2 protein-coding genes are annotated in these 20,956 nt (G+C 40.2%); one reads left to right on the forward strand and one right to left on the reverse strand.

Features of this window, described 5'->3' with window-relative positions; translation table 11 throughout:
• Window positions 1–7 precede the first annotated feature (7 nt).
• Window positions 8–8,371: a non-ribosomal peptide synthetase gene (locus EWV66_RS15300; RefSeq protein WP_287107967.1), complete on the reverse strand. Its 8,364-nt coding sequence runs from the start codon at window positions 8,369–8,371 to the stop codon at window positions 8–10.
• Window positions 8,372–9,096: 725 nt separating this feature from the next.
• Between EWV66_RS15300 and EWV66_RS15305 the strand changes: the two genes are divergently transcribed.
• Window positions 9,097–20,802 carry a type I polyketide synthase gene (locus tag EWV66_RS15305; protein WP_287107966.1) on the forward strand — a complete coding sequence of 3,902 codons (11,706 nt, stop codon included), beginning with the start codon at window positions 9,097–9,099 and terminating at the stop codon, window positions 20,800–20,802.
• Window positions 20,803–20,956: the final 154 nt, after the last annotated feature.

Raw genomic sequence — 20,956 nt, forward strand, 5'->3', positions numbered from 1 at the left:
CTCCTTATTAGTCAATTTCTGCCAGAATATCGTCTAATTCCTGTTGATTCAAGTGCGCTACTGGAAAATCCGAGGGAGTGTAACCCCCAGCATCAGGAGATAAACAATGCTCAATCAATTTCAGCAAAGCTTCTTTATAGCTGCGCCCTAAATATTCTACCGTCGAACGTTCATAGATGAGATGGCTATAAGTCCAGTTTACTTGTAACTGTCCCTCGATAACTCTGGCCGTAATCTCTAATAAATGACTACGATGTCCCTTAAGACTGTGATTAGGCCCCTTAGACTCATCCGCTAATTTCCACTCCCCTTTTTGCAATCGTCCTTGCTCAAATTGACCTAAATAATTAAACAAAACTTCTCTGGCAGGAATTTCAGCTAATTGAGACTTAATATCAGCATCATCACTCAAATATCGCGAAATTCCATAGCCAATTCCCCTGTGAGGAATAGCTCGTAACTGTTCTTTAATAGATTTGAGCCGCTCACCGGGGTGATTTTCGGGGGGGAGTCGCAAAATAACCGGAAAAAGACTGGTAAACCAACCCACCGTCCTCGATAAGTCAACCTCACTGAACAAATCTTCTCGTCCGTGTCCTTCTAAATCAAGGGATATGGTCAAATTTTCTGTCCATTCTGTCAAAGTTTCCGCTAAAGCGGTTAACAAAACCTCATTAATTTGAGTGTTATAGGCAGCGGGGACTTTTTGCAAGAGGGCGCGGGTTTGCTCTTCATCTAGAGTCACCGTGACATCATTGGCCGTCGCTACTGTATTGTATGGTTTTCCAGTCTCGTCATCTACAGGTAAATTGCTCGCCTCTAACCAAGGTTGAGTTAACCAATAGTCTAATGGCTCTCTCGCTTTCTCCCCTTGTCCATAATCCCTCAAGAGAAGCGCCCAATCCTGAAAGGCTATGGTTTTAGGTGGAAGTTCTACATTCTCCCCCCTTTCTAGCTGTTGATAAGTCATCAATAAATCTTCTAACAAAATTCGCCAAGATACACCATCAACCCCCAAGTGATGAATAATAATCAGTAACCGACTGGGTTGATAGGGTGCCAATTCAAATAGCACCGCCTTGATTAATAGTCCACTAGAGAGATTTAAACTTGCTTGTTGAGTTGTTGCCATTGCTAAGAGAGTTTCCCCTTGCTGAGATTGAGGAATCGAAGACAAATCAATCACTTCAAAAGGTACTTCATCCGGCATTCCTCCATTGACTTGTTGCCATTGTCCTTCCTCCACAGTAAACCGTAACCGCAAAGCGTCATGATGTTCAATTAATTTTCTCAGAGATTGAGCTAACAAATCAGCTTTCAGGTGATGGGGAACTTCTAAGAGGACAGACTGATTAAAGTGGTGCATTTCAGCGCGATTTTGCTCAAAAAACCACAGTTGAATGGGAGTAAGAGGCACAATACCCGTCACTAAACCCTGTTTAGCTAATTCCGCTCTGGAATAATCAGCAACTGTAGCCAGTTCCGCAAGAGTAGGATATTCAAATATCTGTTTAGGGGTAATCTTCAACCCGGCTTGACGAGCGCGAGCGACAACCTGAATACTGACAATAGAATCGCCCCCAACTTCAAAAAAGCGGTCATAACGACTCACTTGTTTAATGCTGAGAATATCTTGCCAAATACTGGCCAAAATCTTTTCTTTCTGAGTATGAGGAGGAACAAAATCCTGCTCAGATGTGGAAGGTATCTCAGGGATGGGTAATCTGGAACGGTCAATTTTTCCATTAGGAGTCAGCGGGAGAGCTTCTAAGGAGACAAAAAGAGCCGGAATCATATACTCTGGCAATTTCTGTCCCAAGAAACGACGCAAATCCTCAGTATTTATCGGGCCATTTTCTCCTACTAGATAAGCGACTAACCTCTTATTCCGATAGGAGTCTTCCCAAACCTTCACCACCTTTTGCTTAACTTGGGGATAAGTCCCTAGAGTTGCCTCAATTTCTCCTAATTCAATGCGGAAACCCCGCAATTTTACCTGATTATCACCCCGCCCCAAAAAATCAATATTTCCATCGGGTAAATATCGGGCTAAATCTCCTGTTTTATAGAGTTTGGCATTGGGTTCATTACTAAACGGATTGGCGATAAATTTCTCGGCGGTTAATTCAGGTTGATTCAGATAACATCGAGCTAACCCTTCACCCCCGATATATAAATCACCAATAGTTCCTAAAGGAACCGGTTGTTTAAAAGAGTCCAGAATATAAACTTGAGTATTGGCAATAGGCCGGCCGATACTCGGTTGTCCATGGTGTCCTTTCGGCACTAAGCTAAAAGTGGAATAAGTGGTATCTTCTGAAGGACCGTAGAGATTATAAACATTCTTAATGTTTTCCTGCTGGTAAAGCTTCTGGACTAATTGATTAGACAAAGCTTCTCCGGCGAGGTTTACCGTTCGCACAGTCTCAGGTATCGCCTCAATTTCCAGTAGTTGGGCGACCGCTGTAGGTACGGTATTAATTAATGTTACCTCTTTGGCTGCACTTAAACTAGGCAAATCTAGAACATTCTGGGCCAGAATAATCTTACCCCCCACAGCTAAGGGCAAAAATAGTTCAAATACTGACAAATCAAAACAAATAGAAGTAGAACCCAAAACCCCCGCTAATTCCTCACTGCTAAAGACTTCCTTGGACCAATTCAGTAAGGTTGTGGTGCTGTGATGCTCAATGACAACCCCTTTCGGTTTCCCCGTTGAACCGGAGGTATAAATCACATAAGCGCTATTACTAGAACTTACGGGTAAAGAGAGGTTTTCGGTACTTTCTAGGGCTATATTTTTTTGTTCTGCCTCTAATATCACCAGATTCCCTTGATAATTCCCTAATTTCTCTACTAATTTTTCTTGTGTTAGCAACAAGGAAACTTGAGCATCTTCTAAGATAACATTGAGGCGTTCAGTTGGATAAGCTGGATCTAAAGGTACATAAGCTCCCCCTGCTTTGAGAATGGCTAATAACCCTATAACCATCTCAGTGGTTCGTTCTAGGCAAATTCCCACCAAAGCTTCAGATTTTACCCCTTTTCTCGCCAAATATCGCCCCAATTGATTCGCTTTTTCGTTTAATTGACGGTAGGTTAATTGTTCATTTTCTGTAATAATAGCGATTGCGTCAGGACTGCGCTTAACTTGCTCCTCAAACAATTGATGAATACAGCCATCGGGATAGTGAACCTCGGTATCATTCCATTCTTTTAATAATTGATGTTGTTCTTGCTCAGAAAGTAAACAACAAGTTTCATAACTTTCTAACCCTTCCGTTGCCATAGCGATGAGAGTTTTCTCGTAGTATCCTCCGATTAACTCCATCTGCTTTTCCCCTAGATAATTCCCATCATATTTAAGGGTAAGTTCTATTTGAGATGAAAGGGGATGAAGACTAAAATTAGCTAACAATGTAAAATTAGTTTGATTAAAAAACTTCCCTCCTAAGACTTCTAAATCTTTCACCCCGATGATACCTTGATAAACATGGAAATGAATAAAATTAAAAGCCGTATCAAACAAAGGTTGACCTGATTTTTGTAACTCAGCGAGGGGATATCTTCGCCAAGATAAGCATTCTCTTTCAACATCAAAAGCTTGCTTAACTAAATCGCTCCAAAGGCCTCCAGATAACTCTAAACGTAGGGGCAAAGTATTCAAAAATAAACCTAATATCTTTTCCCCATCGGCTGCTTCTAACCGTCCATTAGAGACTAAACCCGTAACAATATCCCTCTGATTATTCAGTAAACTTAATACCCGAAAATGAGCCGCCAATAAAACACTTTTTAGGGGTACTCCCACTTGTTTACCGAGTTGTTTTAATCCCTGAGATACCTGACTAGATATAGGAACGAACCAATCCCAATCTTGATTAACTCGATTAGATTTCGACCACTGAGGAAGTTTGGTCAGCGTCACATCTCTGAGTTTTTCTTGCCAATAATTCTGGCATTCTGGCGATTGAATAGTTTTCTTTTCTAAGGCGACAAAATCCCTAAAACTGAGAGCGGGAGTTGGAGAGAGAGGGAGAACTTTTTTGTCGAGAAGATAGAGATACTGTTGTAACAATTCTGTGAGCAACGAAGCTACACTCCAACCATCTAAAATAGAGTGATGAAAACTGAAAGTTAGGTTAAAGTTATCCTGACTGCGGCGATGGAGATGAAAGCGAAATAAAGGAGGACTATTCCAGTCAAAAGTGCGGATTTTTTCCCGCTCAATCCAATCATCAATAGCCGTATCTTGTTCAGAAGTAGATAGATGGGTTAGGTCATCTAATCCTAAAGGAACATCGATTTGTCGATGAACTAATTGTAGGGGTTCCTGATATTCAAAGAGTGCGAAACTGGTTCGTAATACTGGATGCCGCTGGACAATCTCCTGAATAGCACTATGTAAAGCTGGAAAACTAAAATCAGCACGAATATGATAGGTAAACACATCATGGTACACCGATAGATTCCCCTGATATTCACTATGAAATATCATCCCCAATTGTAGAGCAGTTAGAGGATAAGCATCCTCCACTTCCTCCGGTAAATTGAGGCGAACTTCTTGAGAAATTAAACTAAAAACTTCCGTTTTTTCAGTCCCTAAAGTATCAATTTCATAGCTAACGCAATTGGCCAATTCTTGAATGGTTTGATGTTGCAATAATTGGGGTAAGGAAAAATGAAAACCCATTTGTCGCGCCTTAGCGATCACTTGTATTGCCCGAATCGAATCCCCCCCAAGTTCAAAAAAATTATCGTGAATACCAACCTCTTCGATGCCCAAAACTTCAGCCCAAATCAGTGCTAAAATTTCCTCAAGAGGGGTACAAGGTGCTACAAAATTCTCCGAATTCCTTAAACTGTTATAGCTTGGAGAGGGTAGGGCGCGACGGTCAATTTTTCCACTATTTGTCAGAGGAATAGCATCCAATTGCACAAAGGCATGAGGTATCATGTATTCTGGGAGTTGCTTTTGCAGATAACTCCGCAGTTGGGGAATCAGTTTACTGTTTAACTTAGACCTTAAAGGGTGATTTGCATAAAGTTGCCATTCAGGTTTTGCGGTGTGGGTGGGGGTAAAAGCGATGTAATTTCTCTGGGAATTTTCCAGCGGGGCAAAAATCACATCGTAACGGTCCGGAGTATCCGACCAAGTTACCCAAACCGAAAGGGATAAATCCTCAGCTAAAGCCGAAAAATCTTCAGGTTCTACGGCATTTTCTGGGATAATTTCCGATTTAATAGCTTGAAATTCCTCGGTCGTCCCAAAGTCTTGAGAATTTCTGAACAATTCCACACTTTTTAAAGGTCTGAACAAGCGAGAATTAGGGACACCTATCACCCTTAACCCCTCAGATTTCCCCAGTTGATTTCTTACCTCAGATAAAGTCAGCTGCTGTTCAGTCCAGTTTAATTCTGGAAAGTCGGTGCTAAAATCCAGAATCGTTTCAATCCGCAGAACAACATTATAACGGAATTGAGTTAATTCGTTGTGGTGTTGACCTCTCTCTAGATGAATCTCGACTTCAGTAATCTGAGGAAAATAGGACTGAATTGCTCTAAAAAAATCTGGGTCAATAAATAATTCATTTTCTTGCTCAATTTTTCTCTGTACTCGCTGTTTAAAATCCTTAATCGCATCCTCAGGGTTAGCCTTATAAAGTTCTACATCAGCGTGAAAAGCTTCCATGAGTTGCAAGTTTCGCACATCTCCAAGGAAAATACACCCCCCCGGAGTTAGTACCTTGATAGCTCCCTCTAAAACCCGCAGTAAGTAATCTATATGGGGGAAATACTGCACAACCGAGTTAAGGATAATTGTATCGAATCCTTCTGACTCCAAACCCTCAAATTTATCGGCTGTGCTATGCAATAGCCTGACTTGCTCTAGCTTCGGCCCTTCTTGATTAATTCGCTGAATATGGTCTAAGGCAACGGATGAAATATCGGTTCCCCAATAACACTGGCAATGGGGAGCAACTTGGAATAATATTAACCCGGTTCCACAACCTATTTCCAGAACTTTTTTCGGTTGTTGAGCCAGAATAACCTTAACTTTATCATCTAGCCATTCTCGCATCTGGGCGGCAGGGATAGGTTCCCCCGTGTAACTGCTATTCCAGCCAACAATATTAAATATACCCTGAGAATCTGCCGATGTTTGGCTGTAAATTTGATTATAGAGGCTTTGCCATTGCTCGATTTGCTCATCGAATAATTGCCCTTTTTCTGAAGTCGCCAAGAGTTCCCCCTCTTGAGACTGACCCACAACATAAGCAATTAGTGTTTGACTCCCTGTTTCTGTCTCCGATGCAATAACTACCGCTTGCTCAACTGCTGGATGTTGACTGAGTATAGCTTCAATTTCCCCCAACTCAATCCGGAAACCTCGAATCTTAACTTGATGGTCAATCCGCCCTAAAAACTCAATATTTCCATCGGGTAAATACCGGGCTAAATCTCCCGTTTTATATAATTTTGCCCTAATTTCTCCCCCTATTCCTGCTTCCACCTTAGCAAAAGGATTAGGGATAAATTTCTCGGCCGTCAATTCGGGACGATTGAGATATCCACGAGCTAAACCTATCCCACCAATATGTAATTCTCCCACAATCCCTATAGGAACTGGTTGTAAGTGCGGATTAAGAATATAAATCTGAGTATTGGCAATCGGTCGGCCAATACTCACTATGGCTTTTTGACTCTCCGGCAAACAAGGCCAGTAAGTCACATCAATCGCCGCCTCAGTCGGACCATAGAGGTTGTGAAGTTCACAGTCAAAATGCTCAAAAAAGCGTTGTGTTAAGTCTAATGACAAAGCTTCTCCACTACAGAAAACCCGCTTGAGAGAACTACATCCTTTTAGCTCTGGTTCTTGCAGAAACACCCGCAACATGGAGGGGACAAAATGAAGGGTAGTGATTTGCTGCTTTTGGATCAATTGTATTAAATAGGTACTATCTTTATGACCTTCGGGTTTTGCTACCACTAGGGTTGCACCCGCTAATAAAGGCCAAAAGAATTCCCACACTGAAACATCGAAACTAAAAGGGGTTTTTTGTAAAATGCAATCACTCTTAGTTAACTGATAAGTATCCTGCATCCACAACAAACGATTCCTAATCCCCTTATGATTATTCATCACGCCCTTAGGTTTACCTGTGGAACCGGAAGTGTAGATAACATAAGCTAAATTTTCCCCAGTTACACCACTGTCACAATTGTTCTGACTTTCTTGAGAAATTGCTGACCAATCTGTATCCAAAGCAACAACAATTCCTCGGTATTCGTCCAACAATCCCCGCAGCGATTCCCCAGTAATAATAACTTTTACCCCAGTATCTTCTAATAGATAACTTAGGCGTTCTTGAGGATAATTAGGATCTAAGGGAACGTAAGCTCCTCCGGCCTTCAAAACAGCTAATAATCCTACTACCATTTCTAAGGAACGCTCTAGATAAATTCCTACTAATTCCTCTGGTTTTACTCCTAATTTTTGTAGGTAATGACCAAGTTGATTGGCTTTTTCATTTAATTCTTGATAAGTTAATTCTTGATTTTCAAAAATGACCGCCTCTCTCTCAGGGTAAAGTTTGGCTTGCTCTTCAAATAGCTGATGAATCCATTGCTTTTCAGGATATTCAATGGCCGTATCATTCCAATCTCTCAGTAATTGTTCTCGTTCTTCGGTCGTTAATATATCAATTTCTGACAAATCTATATCGGGATTACTCGTCACCATTTCTAAGATTTCTAGGTAATGTCCTAGCATTCTCTCGACAAAATCCCTGGGAAATTTATCTTTAATAAAAGTGACAGAAACACCACTATCATCCGCTTCTATGGTAAAAACTAATTGAAACCGATTTAACGAAGAAATGTCCGCACACAGTCCTTCTTTAATCACAGCAACGTCAAAAATGTTCTCTAGATTTCCTCCTCTTGCTGCCAAGGTTTTGACCAAACTATCCAGCGTATAGTTTTGATGGCGATAGCCTTCTTGTAAATCTTTACGAATGATCCTTAGTAAATCTTTAAATGAACTAAAATTATGTTGATTGAACCGGCAAAATATCAGGCTATCTAATGTTTTTGTATTCAAAGCTGCTGTAGCCGTGGCAAACTCGACTTGAGCAGTGTATTTAAACATTAAAACTTGAACAACAGCCAGATGAAATGCTAAATTATTAACAAAATTATTTGCCGTTAAACTGTTAGTTTTTTCCTGTAAATCTGTAGAGATGACCTCAAGAACGCTATCCTGCTCCCCGGTTTTATTCTGACTTACATTACCAAATAGAGTAGTTACTGGATCTATTTCTTGAAGTTGCCGAATTTGGTAATCTATTGAAACCAGATGTGCTTCCATTGCTGTTCTAACTTTTTCCCTAAATAGTGGTTGATGGCGGTATTCAGAGTCATGGGGTACAATGCTTTTTTCCCCGTTCCCTTAAAGCGATAATTCCTGTCTCTGACGAGTGGGATTATTGCTATTTGAACTACAGGAAACCCGACTACGGCTAAGGTCAGGGTTTCTGTCGCTTCTTCAAAATTGTTCTGAGCCTCGACATTGTAGCATACTAACCGACATTCTGCACATCTCCATATACTTTTACAAATTTTTACATTCCCTGGGATGTTTTGACAAAAAATCTTCACTGTAGAAACCACTGAACCCAATAAATTAGTAAAAATTATTAATTGAATATTAAGAAGTGCAGAAAGTGTGACATTTAAAGATATGATTGCGCGAAACCAGCAGAGCAGAGCTTAGGATGCCACACCCCATAAACGTTTATTGCAGATGTCTATTGACAATTACTACCTTGGTCAGGTACGATTAGATGTCTGGTCGTAATAGCTGAAGGGGTGACAACGAGGTTGAAATTTAAGTGAGGTGGGGGAAAAATTTCCTCACTGTGAGCCATCAAATTAATCGACTTACTCGGCAAAAACCAAATTCCCTCGTTATCTTTCGGCGAAAGTCTCAAGCTTTTTCCCTAAACCCGACACTCTACACCCTGTTTCACTTTCCATCTGCTTGTCACCCCGTCAGTCGCAATAATTATTCTTTTCCAAGTCGATTCTAACAATATGGACTTTCAAGATAAAAAGAACTTATCCGAAAACGACCAATCAATCCAAACTAGAGTTTTTAAAGCTCTTAGTGAAGCTAAAGAAAAATTAAAAGCTTTCGAGTCTCAACAAAGAGAACCCTTAGCTATCGTGGGTTTAGGTTGTCGTTTCGGTCATAATATTGCGACACCTGAATCCTTCTGGTCTTTCCTGAAAGCGGGTAAAAATCACCTCAGAGAAATACCTAAAGAGCGCTGGAACCAGCAGGATTTTTATGATTCAGATCGGAATAAACTGGGTAAAATCTATGTTTCTCAGGGGGGGTTTCTCGATGATGTCTCCCAGTTTGATGCCCATTTTTTCGGAATTGCTCCCAAGGAAGCCGTCGCTATGGATCCTCAGCAAAGATTGCTTTTAGAGGTAGCCTATGAAGCTTTGGAAAATGCAGGAATGGCAACAACGACGGCTAGAAGGGGAAAAACAGGGGTTTTTATCGGGATTACTAACAATGACTATGCCCGTATTCTTACCTCAAATGAGGACTATAATGCCATCGGAGCCTATCATATTTCGGGCAATCATACTAACGCGGCAGCTGGGCGTATTTCTTACCTTTTAAATCTTAATGGTCCGAGTTTGGCAGTAGATACCGCTTGCTCTTCCTCCTTAGTCGCTGTTCATCTCGCTTGCCGTTCCTTACGTTCCCAAGAATGCAGACAAGCTTTAGTCGGAGGAGTGAACTTAGTTTTAACTCCAGAAGTCGTCATCGCCTTGTGCCGCAATCAGATGTTGGCCCCAGATGGCCAATGCAAAACCTTTGACGAAAGTGCCGATGGGTTTGGAATCGGCGAAGGTTGCGGAGTCATCGTCTTAAAAAGACTCAGTGACGCTCTTGAAGATGGTGATCACATTTGGGCCGTGATTCGAGGGACCGCAGTCAACAACGATGGAGCCAGTGGCGGCTTTACCGTTCCTAATGGGCCCGTACAGAGCGAATTAATCAGAGAAGCTCTAGCTGACGCTCGTTTAGATGCCGAGGCTATCGATTATGTTGAAGCTCACGGTACAGGAACATCTTTGGGAGATCCCATCGAAATTAAAGCCATAGCCGAGGCATTATGCGTCAATCGTCGCAAATCTAACCCTTTATTAGTCGGTTCTCTCAAAACTAATTTAGGTCATCTGGCGGCGGCGGCGGGAATTTCAGGATTAATTAAAACCGCATTATCGCTACACTACCGTGAAATTCCGGCTCATCTAAACCTTAAAAAACCCAATCCTCATATTAATTGGGATGCCTTGCCGATTAGTATCGTTACGCAAAATTGTCCTTGGAATGTTAATAATGGCAAGCTCAAAGCGGCTGGAGTCAGTTCTTTTGGAGCATCGGGAACCAACGCTCATGTTATTTTAAGTGAACCGCCTCAACCGCAACCCCAAACCCCAAAAATATCCCCCATTCTCGTTACTTTTTCGGCTAAAGAACCCGAACGTTTACGTCTTTTTACGACTCAATTTGTGGATTATCTTGAGCAGAAAACATCTCTCAACGTCAAGGACATTGCCCTATCTTTAAATACCGGTCGTTTTCCCCATAAACATCGTCTCGCTCTTTTAGTTTCTAATCAAGAGAATCTGCGCCAAGGCATTCAGGCTTTTCTCAAGAGCGATGGGGATGAAAAGCAATTTCAAAATATTCAAAATAATAGCTTCGACATCATTTATGGAGAAGCGCAAAGCCATCCTAAAATTGCTTTTCTCTGCCATGACGAGCAAGAAATTAGTCTAGAAATCATTGAAACCCTGCTCAATAATGAGCCAATATTTTATGATGCTTTTAGGCACTGTGATCATCTGTTTAAAAAATATTTAGAATTTTCTCTTCAGGAATTATTGTCATCTAAAAAAGCCTTAGAGCCTCAGATTCCTTTGTCTGTACAACCGGTATTATTTGCCTATCAATATGCTCTTTGTGAACTCTGGAAATCGTGGGGAATTTCTCCTTCTGCGATTTTAGGTTCTGGATTAGGGGAATATCTCGCCGCTCAACAAGCGGGCGTTTTTTCCCTTGAAGATACCGTCAAGCTGGTGGCGAAACGCGCTAAAATTAGCCCACAAAACCCCAACTCAGAAGACCTTTTATCCTTGCTCAAAAGCACCCCAGAAGTCGATTCTAACTCTCCCGATATTACCCTAATTTATCAGGGTGAAGTTGTGAAAAAATCTCTCACAAATTTGGTGAATAGAGGGGAAAAGATTAGGCAGAAATCCGACGAAATCGCCCAGGGAATTTCTACTCTGCATCAAATGGGCTATCAAATCTTCCTAGAAATGGGAATCGGTGCCAATCTCATTAATATAGGTCGTCAAAAGTTAGGGGTAAATTCAATTCTATGGTTATCTAGTTTAGGGGAAGATTGTCACAGTGACCACCATGAGCAAAGGGTACTAGGTCAACTCTATGTGAGAGGATTTAATATTAACTGGGAAGCCTTTCATCGCTCACATCCAGGGCAAAAAATTAGTTTACCTAATTCGCCTTTTATCCGCAAACGCTACTGGATAAATTCTGGCAATAAATCAGAGTCTTCTAGCTATAAAAACCCTAATTATTACTCTGGACATCCCTTACTAGGCGAGCATTTTTCTTCTCCCTTAGCTCTGCTTCAATATCGAGGGAGCATTAGTCAACATAAACCTGCATTTTTAGGAGAACATCAGGTTTTTGAGCAGGCCATATTGCCAGCATCTGCCTTAATAGAAATGGCTTTAGCTGCCGGGGAGAATCAAAAAGTTATTTTAGAAAATGTTGAATTTAAGAAGGCATTAATTTTAAAAGATACGGAAGACACATTACAGTTAATCATTGAGCAAAAAAGCTTTAAAATTTACCATGCACTTGAGCCAAATTGGGAAGTATTAGTTACTGGAACAATTGAGGAATTGAAATCAACTAATTTAACCCATTGTGATTTAGAAGAAATCGCCAAAAATTGTCCTGAAGAAGTCGATATCAACTCCTTTTATGAAACTTATCAAAAATCAGGGATAAATTACGGGAGTAACTTTCGGCTCATTCATCAACTAAAGCGCGGAGAAAATACAGCTTTTGCTCAAATCAAATTAACCGATAGATTAGAGCGGGAAAAATATCATTTTCATCCTGCTATGTTGGATGCTTGTTTTCAAGGTATTGCTGCCATTTTATTTAAAGAAGAATCCTCAGTAACTTATGTTCCTGTTCGTCTTGGTAAATTGGCATTTTTCTACCCTCCTGATGAGCAGGTAATCAGCGCGGTTCGACTGAAAAACTCCTCCCCTAACCCTAACATTATCATCGCTGATATTGATATCTATTCCCTCCAGGGTCAACCCTTAGCATCCCTCACCAACTTAGAACTAAAAGCCGTTCAATCCCAAGAGATTATCCCCCAAGAAATCCCCCCTCAAATCTATCTAGAAGAATGGATACCTTGCGAGGAATTATTAGGGAATGGCAGAGACACTTTAGTAGCTCCCCAGGTGATTAAAAATCAAATTCACCCCGCACAGTTAGAACAACAACTAGGGGAAAAATTGGCGCAATATGAGCGCTTAATGGCAGCTTTGGAAAAGTTAAGCGTTGTCTATATCTGGGAAGCCTTAACAAAACTTAATGGACAGCCAAAATTAGGTCAAACTTATTCCGAAGCACAGATAGCAAATCAAGGTCAAATTGTCGATTTTTACCGACCTTTATTATCTCGATGTTTAAGCATTTTAGCTGAAGAAAAAATCGTTAATCAGACAAAAGATGGCTGGTTATTCCTCAAAAAATTAGAAGCACCTTCATCCCAATCACAAATTAAAATTCTCCGCCAAGAATTTGCCGATTATCCAGCAGAAATTAGTCTAATGGAGCGTTGTGGCTCTGCTTTAGCCGAAGTCATGAGTCGTCAAGTTGATCCCTTAGAATTACTCTTTCCTCAAGGGGATTTAGAAGCGATCGCATCAATTTATTCGGAAGCCGCCGGAGCTAAATTGATGAATCAGTTAGTCGCCACCACAATCAGCCGTGCTATTGCAAATTTCCCCCCCTATTATCCCCTAAGAATTCTCGAAATTGGAGGAGGCACAGGAGCCGCTACTGCTGGCCTTTTACCTCACTTACCCAAAGAACATATCGAATATGTATTCACCGATATTTCCTCTAGTTTCTTAACAAGAGCCAAGGAAAATTTTAGAAACTATCCCTTTATTAAATATCAAACTTTAGACATTGAAAAAAATCCCTTTACTCAGGATTTTCTCCCTGGCAGTTTTGACATAATCATTGCCGCTAATGTTCTTCATGCCACAGCCAACCTTCAAAAAACCCTTGAAAATGTGCGCTCTCTCATCGCTCCCAAGGGACTACTAATCCTCTTAGAAAGTACAGGGGCAAGACGTTGGGTAGATTTAACCTTTGGCTTGACAGAAGGATGGTGGTTATGTAGTCAAGATCTGCGGCGGAATGGTTATCCGTTAATCAGCACAAAAGATTGGCAAAATTTACTGATTGAGAATCAATTTGAAGACATTAATATTATCGAACCAAGCCAAGCAAAAACCCGAAATTTATTAAAACAAAGTGTCATTATTGGTAGAAGCAGTGAGCAATTACCTTCTCTGCCAGCAAAATCTTACTCTCATCAAATAATCTGGGCAGATAGTCAAGGAATTGCTAACGGTTTAATCCCTCTATTCCAACAGAGAGGAATAAGTTGTTCTTGCGTCTTTACCCAAGATATTAACCTGGAGATTGCTGAAGATTACCTATCAATATTGAGAAACTCGATAACTTCAGAAACTCGTCAAATACTGTACTTCTGGGGCTTAGAAAACATCCCCGAAGAAATTGATCAACAAGTCGAGATTCATTGTCAACGATTTCTCTTTTTCTTACAAGCATTATTGCAGCAAGAAAACCCACCAGCTCTGGTTTTAGTGACTCAAGGAGCAGTACCAGCAAAAGCCTTTAAACCCCTAACCTCTCCCTCTCAAGCCTCCTTATTAGGAATAGCCTTCAGCCTAGTCTTAGAACATCCTGAACTTAATTTTAAGGCGATTGACCTAGATCCAGATGAAGTAAACGCAGCCGACAAACTGCTGCAAGAAATCTACAGTAATCCCCAAGAAAACCGGGTTGCTTTGCGGGGGGAACAGCGTTTTTATCCTCGTTTGGTGCAGAGAAAACTTGAAGATGGAAAGATCAATTTTAGTCCTGATGCCTATTATTTAATCACAGGAGGCACAGGGGGGTTAGGATTAGCAACAACCCGATGGATGATTGAAAAAGGGGCGCGGAATCTAGTTTTGTGTAGTCGTCGAGGGGCAGAAGGAATTAGCCCTGAAATATTAGCAAATTTCTCCTCTAGTGGGGCAGAAGTTACCCTTAAAAAACTTGATATTACCGATGCTGAAAAACTGCACGCCGTCCTAGAAGAATGCCGTTCTAAATATCCTATACGGGGCATTTTTCACATTGCTGGAACCTTAGACGATACAACCTTATTAAGACTAACACCAGAGAGCTTTAATTATGTTTTAGCTCCCAAAGTTAAAGGAACTTGGTTGCTTCATCAACTCACCCTAAATGACCCATTGGAATTCTTTGTCTGTTATACTTCTGCTGTATCTTTAATTGGCTCGGCAGGACAAGCTAATGCTGCGGCAGCTAATGCCTTTGAAGACGCTTTTATCTATTATCGTCAGGCGCATCATTTACCCGGAACGGTCATAAATTGGGGTCCTTGGAGCGAAATAGGTGCAGCAGTAGATCGCAATGTTTTGGAGAGATTAGCCGCTAAAGGATATGGGGCTATGAAACCCGATTTAGCCCTTAATGCTCTCGAAAAAATTCTCCTAAATCAGATTATTCGCGCTGGTGTAATTAATATTGACTGGCAACAATTTCCTTATATTCATCAAAGCTTTTATAAAAACTTTCTGCCTCAAGGAAAACCCCAAGCTGCCCCCTCATCTGAGTTTTTAAAACAATGGCAAAATTTAACCTTAAAAGAGCGTACTAATTGGCTAACTAATCATATCATTATGCGTGTTTCTACTGTCTTAGGACGCTCAAATGATGAAACTTTTTCCCCTCAACAAGGCTTTTTTGATTTGGGGATGGACTCTCTCACTTCTACAGAGTTACGAAATCTGTTACAAACTGACTTTAATTGTTCTCTCCCTTCGACAATTACTTTTCGTTTTCCGAATGTTGAAGTCTTAGCTAATTATTTACAGCGAGAAGTTCTAGATAATTGTCAACCGGTATTTACCCCTCAAATAAAAGCAGAAATTTCTCAAAAACCGCCAGAAAAATCACAACTCGATGATGATCCTATTGTTATTGTCGGCATGGCTTGTCGATTCCCCGGCGGTGCTAAGAATTTACAATCTTTCTGGGAACTTTTAGAACAGGGAAAAGATGCTATAACAGAAATCCCTCAAGATCGCTGGGATCAGGAAACATGGTATGATCCTAATCCCGATGTCCCAGGCAAAATATACGCTCCTTACGGTGCATTTCTAGAACAAATTGAGGAATTTGATGGAGAATTTTTTGGCATTATTCCTAGAGAATCTGTCGCCATGGATCCTCAGCAGCGTTTACTCTTGGAAACTACTTGGCAAGCTTTAGAATCTGCTGGACAAAATCCCCAAAAATTACGCAACAGTCAGACGGGAGTTTTTATCGGTTGCATGACTCAAGATTATGCCCAATTAAGTTATTCTCCTCAAGCCATTAATGCTTATACTGGTTCAGGAACTTCTGTTAGTATGGCGGCGGGTCGTCTTTCTTATGTTCTTGGTTTACAGGGTCCATCAATGACTATTGACACCGCTTGTTCCTCCTCATTAGTAGCGATTCATTTAGCTTATAATGCCTTACTTAATGGTGAGTGCGATCTGGCTTTAGCTGGAGGGGTTAATATTATTTTAACTCCCATTATTTCTTTAATCGAAAGTCGCGCCCATATGCTTGCCCCTGATGGACATTGCAAAACCTTTGATGAGAGCGCAAATGGCATGGTGCGAGGAGAAGGCTGTGGAATAGTTGTTCTGAAAAGATTGAGCCAAGCAGTTAAGAATGGAGACCAAATTTTAGCGAAAATTTATGGCACAGCCGTCAATCATGATGGTCCAAGTAGTGGGCTAACTGTTCCTAATGGTCAAGCTCAAGAAAAATTATTACATCAAGCCCTTAAAAGTGCTAATCTCAAGCCTGAACAAATCGATTATATTGAAGCTCACGGCACTGGAACAGCCCTTGGTGATCCCATTGAATTAGAAAGTATGTCCGCCGTTTTTGGTCAACGCTCCCCTAATCGGCCTTTAATTATTGGTTCAGTAAAAACGAATTTAGGCCATTTAGAAGGTGCTGCCGGAATTGCTGGATTAATTAAAACAGTTCTAGCTTTACAACACCATAAAATACCTCCTCATCTTCACTTTAAAAATCCTAATCCCCGCTTTGATTGGAGTTCTCATATTTTTGAAGTTCCTGTACAAGGAAAACCTTGGCATATCAGCGAACGTTCAAGGATTGCTGGAGTAAGTTCCTTTGGATTTAGTGGAACGAATGCTCATATCATTGTTGGGGAAATTGACGCTGATTTACCTCAACCTTCGGAGAATAATTTTTATCTATTACCCCTTTCGGCTCGTTCTGAAAAATCGCTGCAAGAGTTAGCGAGAAATTATCAAGATATTTTGACTGAGTCTATCAATTTAGCTGATGTTTGTTTTACCGCCAGTACAGGGCGGGGGATTTTTCCGCAACGAATCTGTATTTTAGCAGACTCAATAACGACGGCACAACGAGCATTAATTGATTACCAAGATGGTGAAGATTCTGACTCATTAATCCGACCGATTTTATCAGAGACTCCGCCAAAGATAGCTTTCCTCTTTTCTGGACAAGGCTCTCAATATTCTGGCATGGGAGAAACCCTTTATAACCGAGAAGTTGTTTTTAAGGAAACATTAGATCTTTGTGATCAAATTCTAGAACCCCTTTTAGAAAAATCTCTCCTAGATTTAATCTTTCAAGAGCAAAATAGCCAGTTATTAGAGGAAACCCAAATCACTCAGCCGGTGATTTTTTCCCTTGAATATGCACTCGCCAAATTATGGCAATCTTGGGGAATACAACCTTCAGCCCTTTTAGGACATAGTATCGGGGAATATGTGGCGGCTTGTTGGGCAGGAGTCTTTTCTTTAGAAGATGCCTTAAAATTAGTGACTCAACGGGGTAAATTAATGGGAAAATTGCCCCACAATGGCAGTATGTCCGCTATTTATGCTGATTATGAGACGGTAGCAAACGCTCTAACTTCTTATGAAAATCAAGTTAATATTGCTTCAGCCAATGGCTCAATTACTGTCATTTCTGGATTTAAAGAGATTGTTGAGCAACTGGAAAAAGACTTTATTGATCAAGGGTATAAAACTAAACGTTTAGCGGTATCTCATGCTTTTCATTCTCCCTTAATGCAGCCTATTCTTGATGACTTTTCCCAGGTCTTAAAAACAATTTCTTTTCATGAACCTAACTTAACCATTATTAGTAATCTGACAGGGAAAGCTGTAGGTTCAGAAATTACAACTCCTGATTATTGGGTAGCTCATCTGCGTAATACTGTACAGTTTAGTCAAGGATTTAAGTCTTTAATTGATCAGGGTTATCGTTGTTTTCTAGAAGTCGGTTCTAAGCCTGTATTACTGAGTATGGCTCGCCTTATTTCCGCTAACCAAGACCTATTATGGTTGCCTAGTATTGTACCCGGGCAGGATGAACAGGCACAAATGTATAGAAGTTTAGCGACACTTTTTGTTAATGGTTATTCCCTAGACTGGGCTAAAGTATTTAAACAAGGTAAGCGGATTATTTTACCGACTTATCCTTTTCAAAGAGAACGGTATTGGTTATCTAATTCGGAATTTTCTCTAGGGCAAATCAAGACTCAGTTACATCCTTTTATTAGAGATTTTAAAAAGTTAGCAACGGGAGACATGATCTTTGAAGGTGAGGTGAGTTCTCTTAACCCTAGTTATTTAGAAGAACATAAGGTATTTGAAAACATTGTATTTCCGGCTACTGGTTTTATTGAAGCTATTTTAGCCGCAAGTCAGAAAATATTTGATGGGCATTTTGTCACCCTTGAAAATGTCTCTATCCATCAGGGACTACTCTTATCTCCAACTCCCTCAATAATCCAGATAATTTTTAAACCTAAAAAATCATCTCAACTGATTTATACTTTTGAGATATTTAGCAGCGATTCTGCACAAGAACAATGGGTTCTTCATGTTACAGGTGAAGTCAAACCTAAGGATATACAAAGCTTGGCTGCCTCAGAATTAACCCAAACTAAATTAGAAAGGGAAAACCCTAAAGAATCGATTTCTATTCGTGAATTCTATCAGCTTTATCAGCAGATGGGTATCAGGTATGGGGAGCAGTTTAAAGCGATTCAAGAGTTATATTATTTCAAAAAAGGCTCTCAAGCTAAAATTAGTATTAACCCTAGTTTAGCGGATCGGCGTTATTATTTTCATCCAGTTCTTTTGGATGCTTGCTTACAGAGTATTGGGGCAGCTTTCCCCGAAATTCATGGTCAAGAATTGCATCTACCTTATGGATTCTCTTCCTTGGAAATATTCCTAAATCCAACTTCGCAAGTTTGGACAAAAGTTCAGGTCATCTCAGATACTAATGGTGAAATGAGAGTAAATGTTAATATTTATAATGAACAAGAACAGCTTTGCGCTCGCTTTACTGACTTAACAGCCCGGCGCATAAATCCAGCTATTTTACAGAGTTTATGGCAAGAAAAGTCAAATAATTGCTTTTATAAAGTGGAATGGAAAAAACTTTCTTCAATGCCAACTGTTGCCGTTGATCCTCAAAATTCTTGGTTAGTCTTGGTTCGTCCAGAAACAGACTTAAATTCCCTAATTAATTTATACAAAAAGGCAGGAGAAAAAGTAATTACTGTAGAAATGGGGCAGAATTATCAATGTCATTCTCAAGATTCTTTTGTCATCAATGCCGCTCAGAAATCTGATTTTCAGCGTCTCTATCAAGAAGCTTATCCATCTGGAGAATTTCCGACTGGTGTTGTTTTTTGTTGGGAATCTTCAGAAGCTGAAGATGTTCTAGATACGGTATATCAGAGTTCTCATGCCGTCTTAAATTTAGTGCAAACCCTCACTAATAACTGGGAGAAATTACCCCATTTATGGCTGATTACTCGCGGGGCTAATAAGATGATCAATGATACGGCTTTATCTCCTCAACAGTCTCATTTATGGGGATTAGGAGCAGTCATTAATCAAGAGTATCCTAAAATGGGTTGTGTTTGTTTAGATTTACCAATCCATAAAGAAGCTAATGAAGCTGAACTTTTATTCAATGAATTAAAGTGTTTCCCCCATGAATTCCGTTTGGCTTTACGTCAAGGAAACCGCTACGCAGCCAGGTTAGTTTCTGCATCTCTTCCTATCTCAGAAAAACGACAGTTTATTAATCAGTCAGGGGCTTATTTAATCACGGGAGGGGGAGGAAAACTGGGCGGATTAGTGGCTCAATGGTTATCAGAAATGGGAGCAAGTCACTTAGTTTTGTGTAGTCGCCATGTTAAATCTTCAACAGAATTGATAGCTTCATTAGTGAAAAAAGGAACAAAAGTAACCTTGATTGAAGCTGATATTACTTCCCCCACAGATATGAAAAATTTATTCTCTCGTTTTGGCGCAGACTTGCCCGTCTTACGAGGAATAATTCACGCGGCAGCGGTCTTAGAAGATGGGCTGATCAGTAATCAAAGTTGGCAAAAATATCAAAAGGTAATCAGTCCAAAAGTAGCAGGAACTTTATTATTAGATCGTTATACTCGCTCTCTATCTTTAGACTTTTTCGTAAGCTTTTCTTCTGCGGCTGTTATCCTTGGTTCACCGGGTCAAAGTAATTATGCGGCGGCTAATGCTTTCATGGATGCTCTAATGCAGCAACGGCAAAGTTTAGGATTACCTGGTATTAGTATCAATTGGGGAGCTTGGGAGACGAGCAACCAAATTGATCAACAACGTTTCGCTAATTGGGGTTTGCAGATGATGCCTTCTGAGCAAGCGTTTCAATATCTCAACCAGATAATTTTAGGTGAAATTAACCCAGGGATAGTTATCGATATTAATTGGTCGATTTTTAATCAAACTTTCAATATTAATCAACCCTTCTTTAGCGAGGTATTAACCCTAAAAAATCAAAAACAAACAAGTCCAGCAAAACTATTAGAACGATTAAAATCTGTCTCTATAGACGAACGAATAAACGCTTTAGTAGAAGGACTGGAGAAAATATTAAGAGAAGTGACAGGGTTAAATGAGAATAAGGTTATTCCTCAACAAACATCATTCTTAGACTTAGGTTTAAACTCTCTAATGGTCATAGAATTTAAAAATCGCTTAGAAAGAGATTTAGGGTGTAAATTGCCATCCTCGATCATTTTCGATTATCCTAATCTTCTCAGCTTAAGTACCTATTTAAGGGAAGAAATTCTAGCCAATCATCTCGATTTTGAGATTAAAATAAATCCAATTCCTGACAATCATAATCCCTACGACAGCCTCAGTGAAGACGAACTGGCAAGATTACTTAATCAAAAATTAACGGAGCTTGATCAATATGGAGGTTAAACTTTAAAAATAATGTTTCAAAAGCCATGAGATGTGGTAGGATAGGTAGATGAACATGAGTAAGCTTAACTCTCTGGAGTTAAATTTGGGTTTATATTTACTGATAGCACAGCATCCTAATTTATGTTTAACGGCGTATAAATTTAGAAATTAT

The organism is Microcystis sp. M_OC_Ca_00000000_C217Col (genome assembly GCF_007095585.1).
Classification (GTDB): Bacteria; Cyanobacteriota; Cyanobacteriia; order Cyanobacteriales; family Microcystaceae; genus Microcystis; species Microcystis panniformis.

Bases quoted from the DNA above. Each gene is read 5' to 3' on its own strand.
- EWV66_RS15305 (WP_287107966.1), top strand. From the start codon at position 9,097: ATGGACTTTCAAGATAAAAAGAACTTATCCGAAAACGACCAATCAATC.
- EWV66_RS15300 (WP_287107967.1), bottom strand. From the start codon at position 8,371: ATGGAAGCACATCTGGTTTCAATAGATTACCAAATTCGGCAACTTCAA.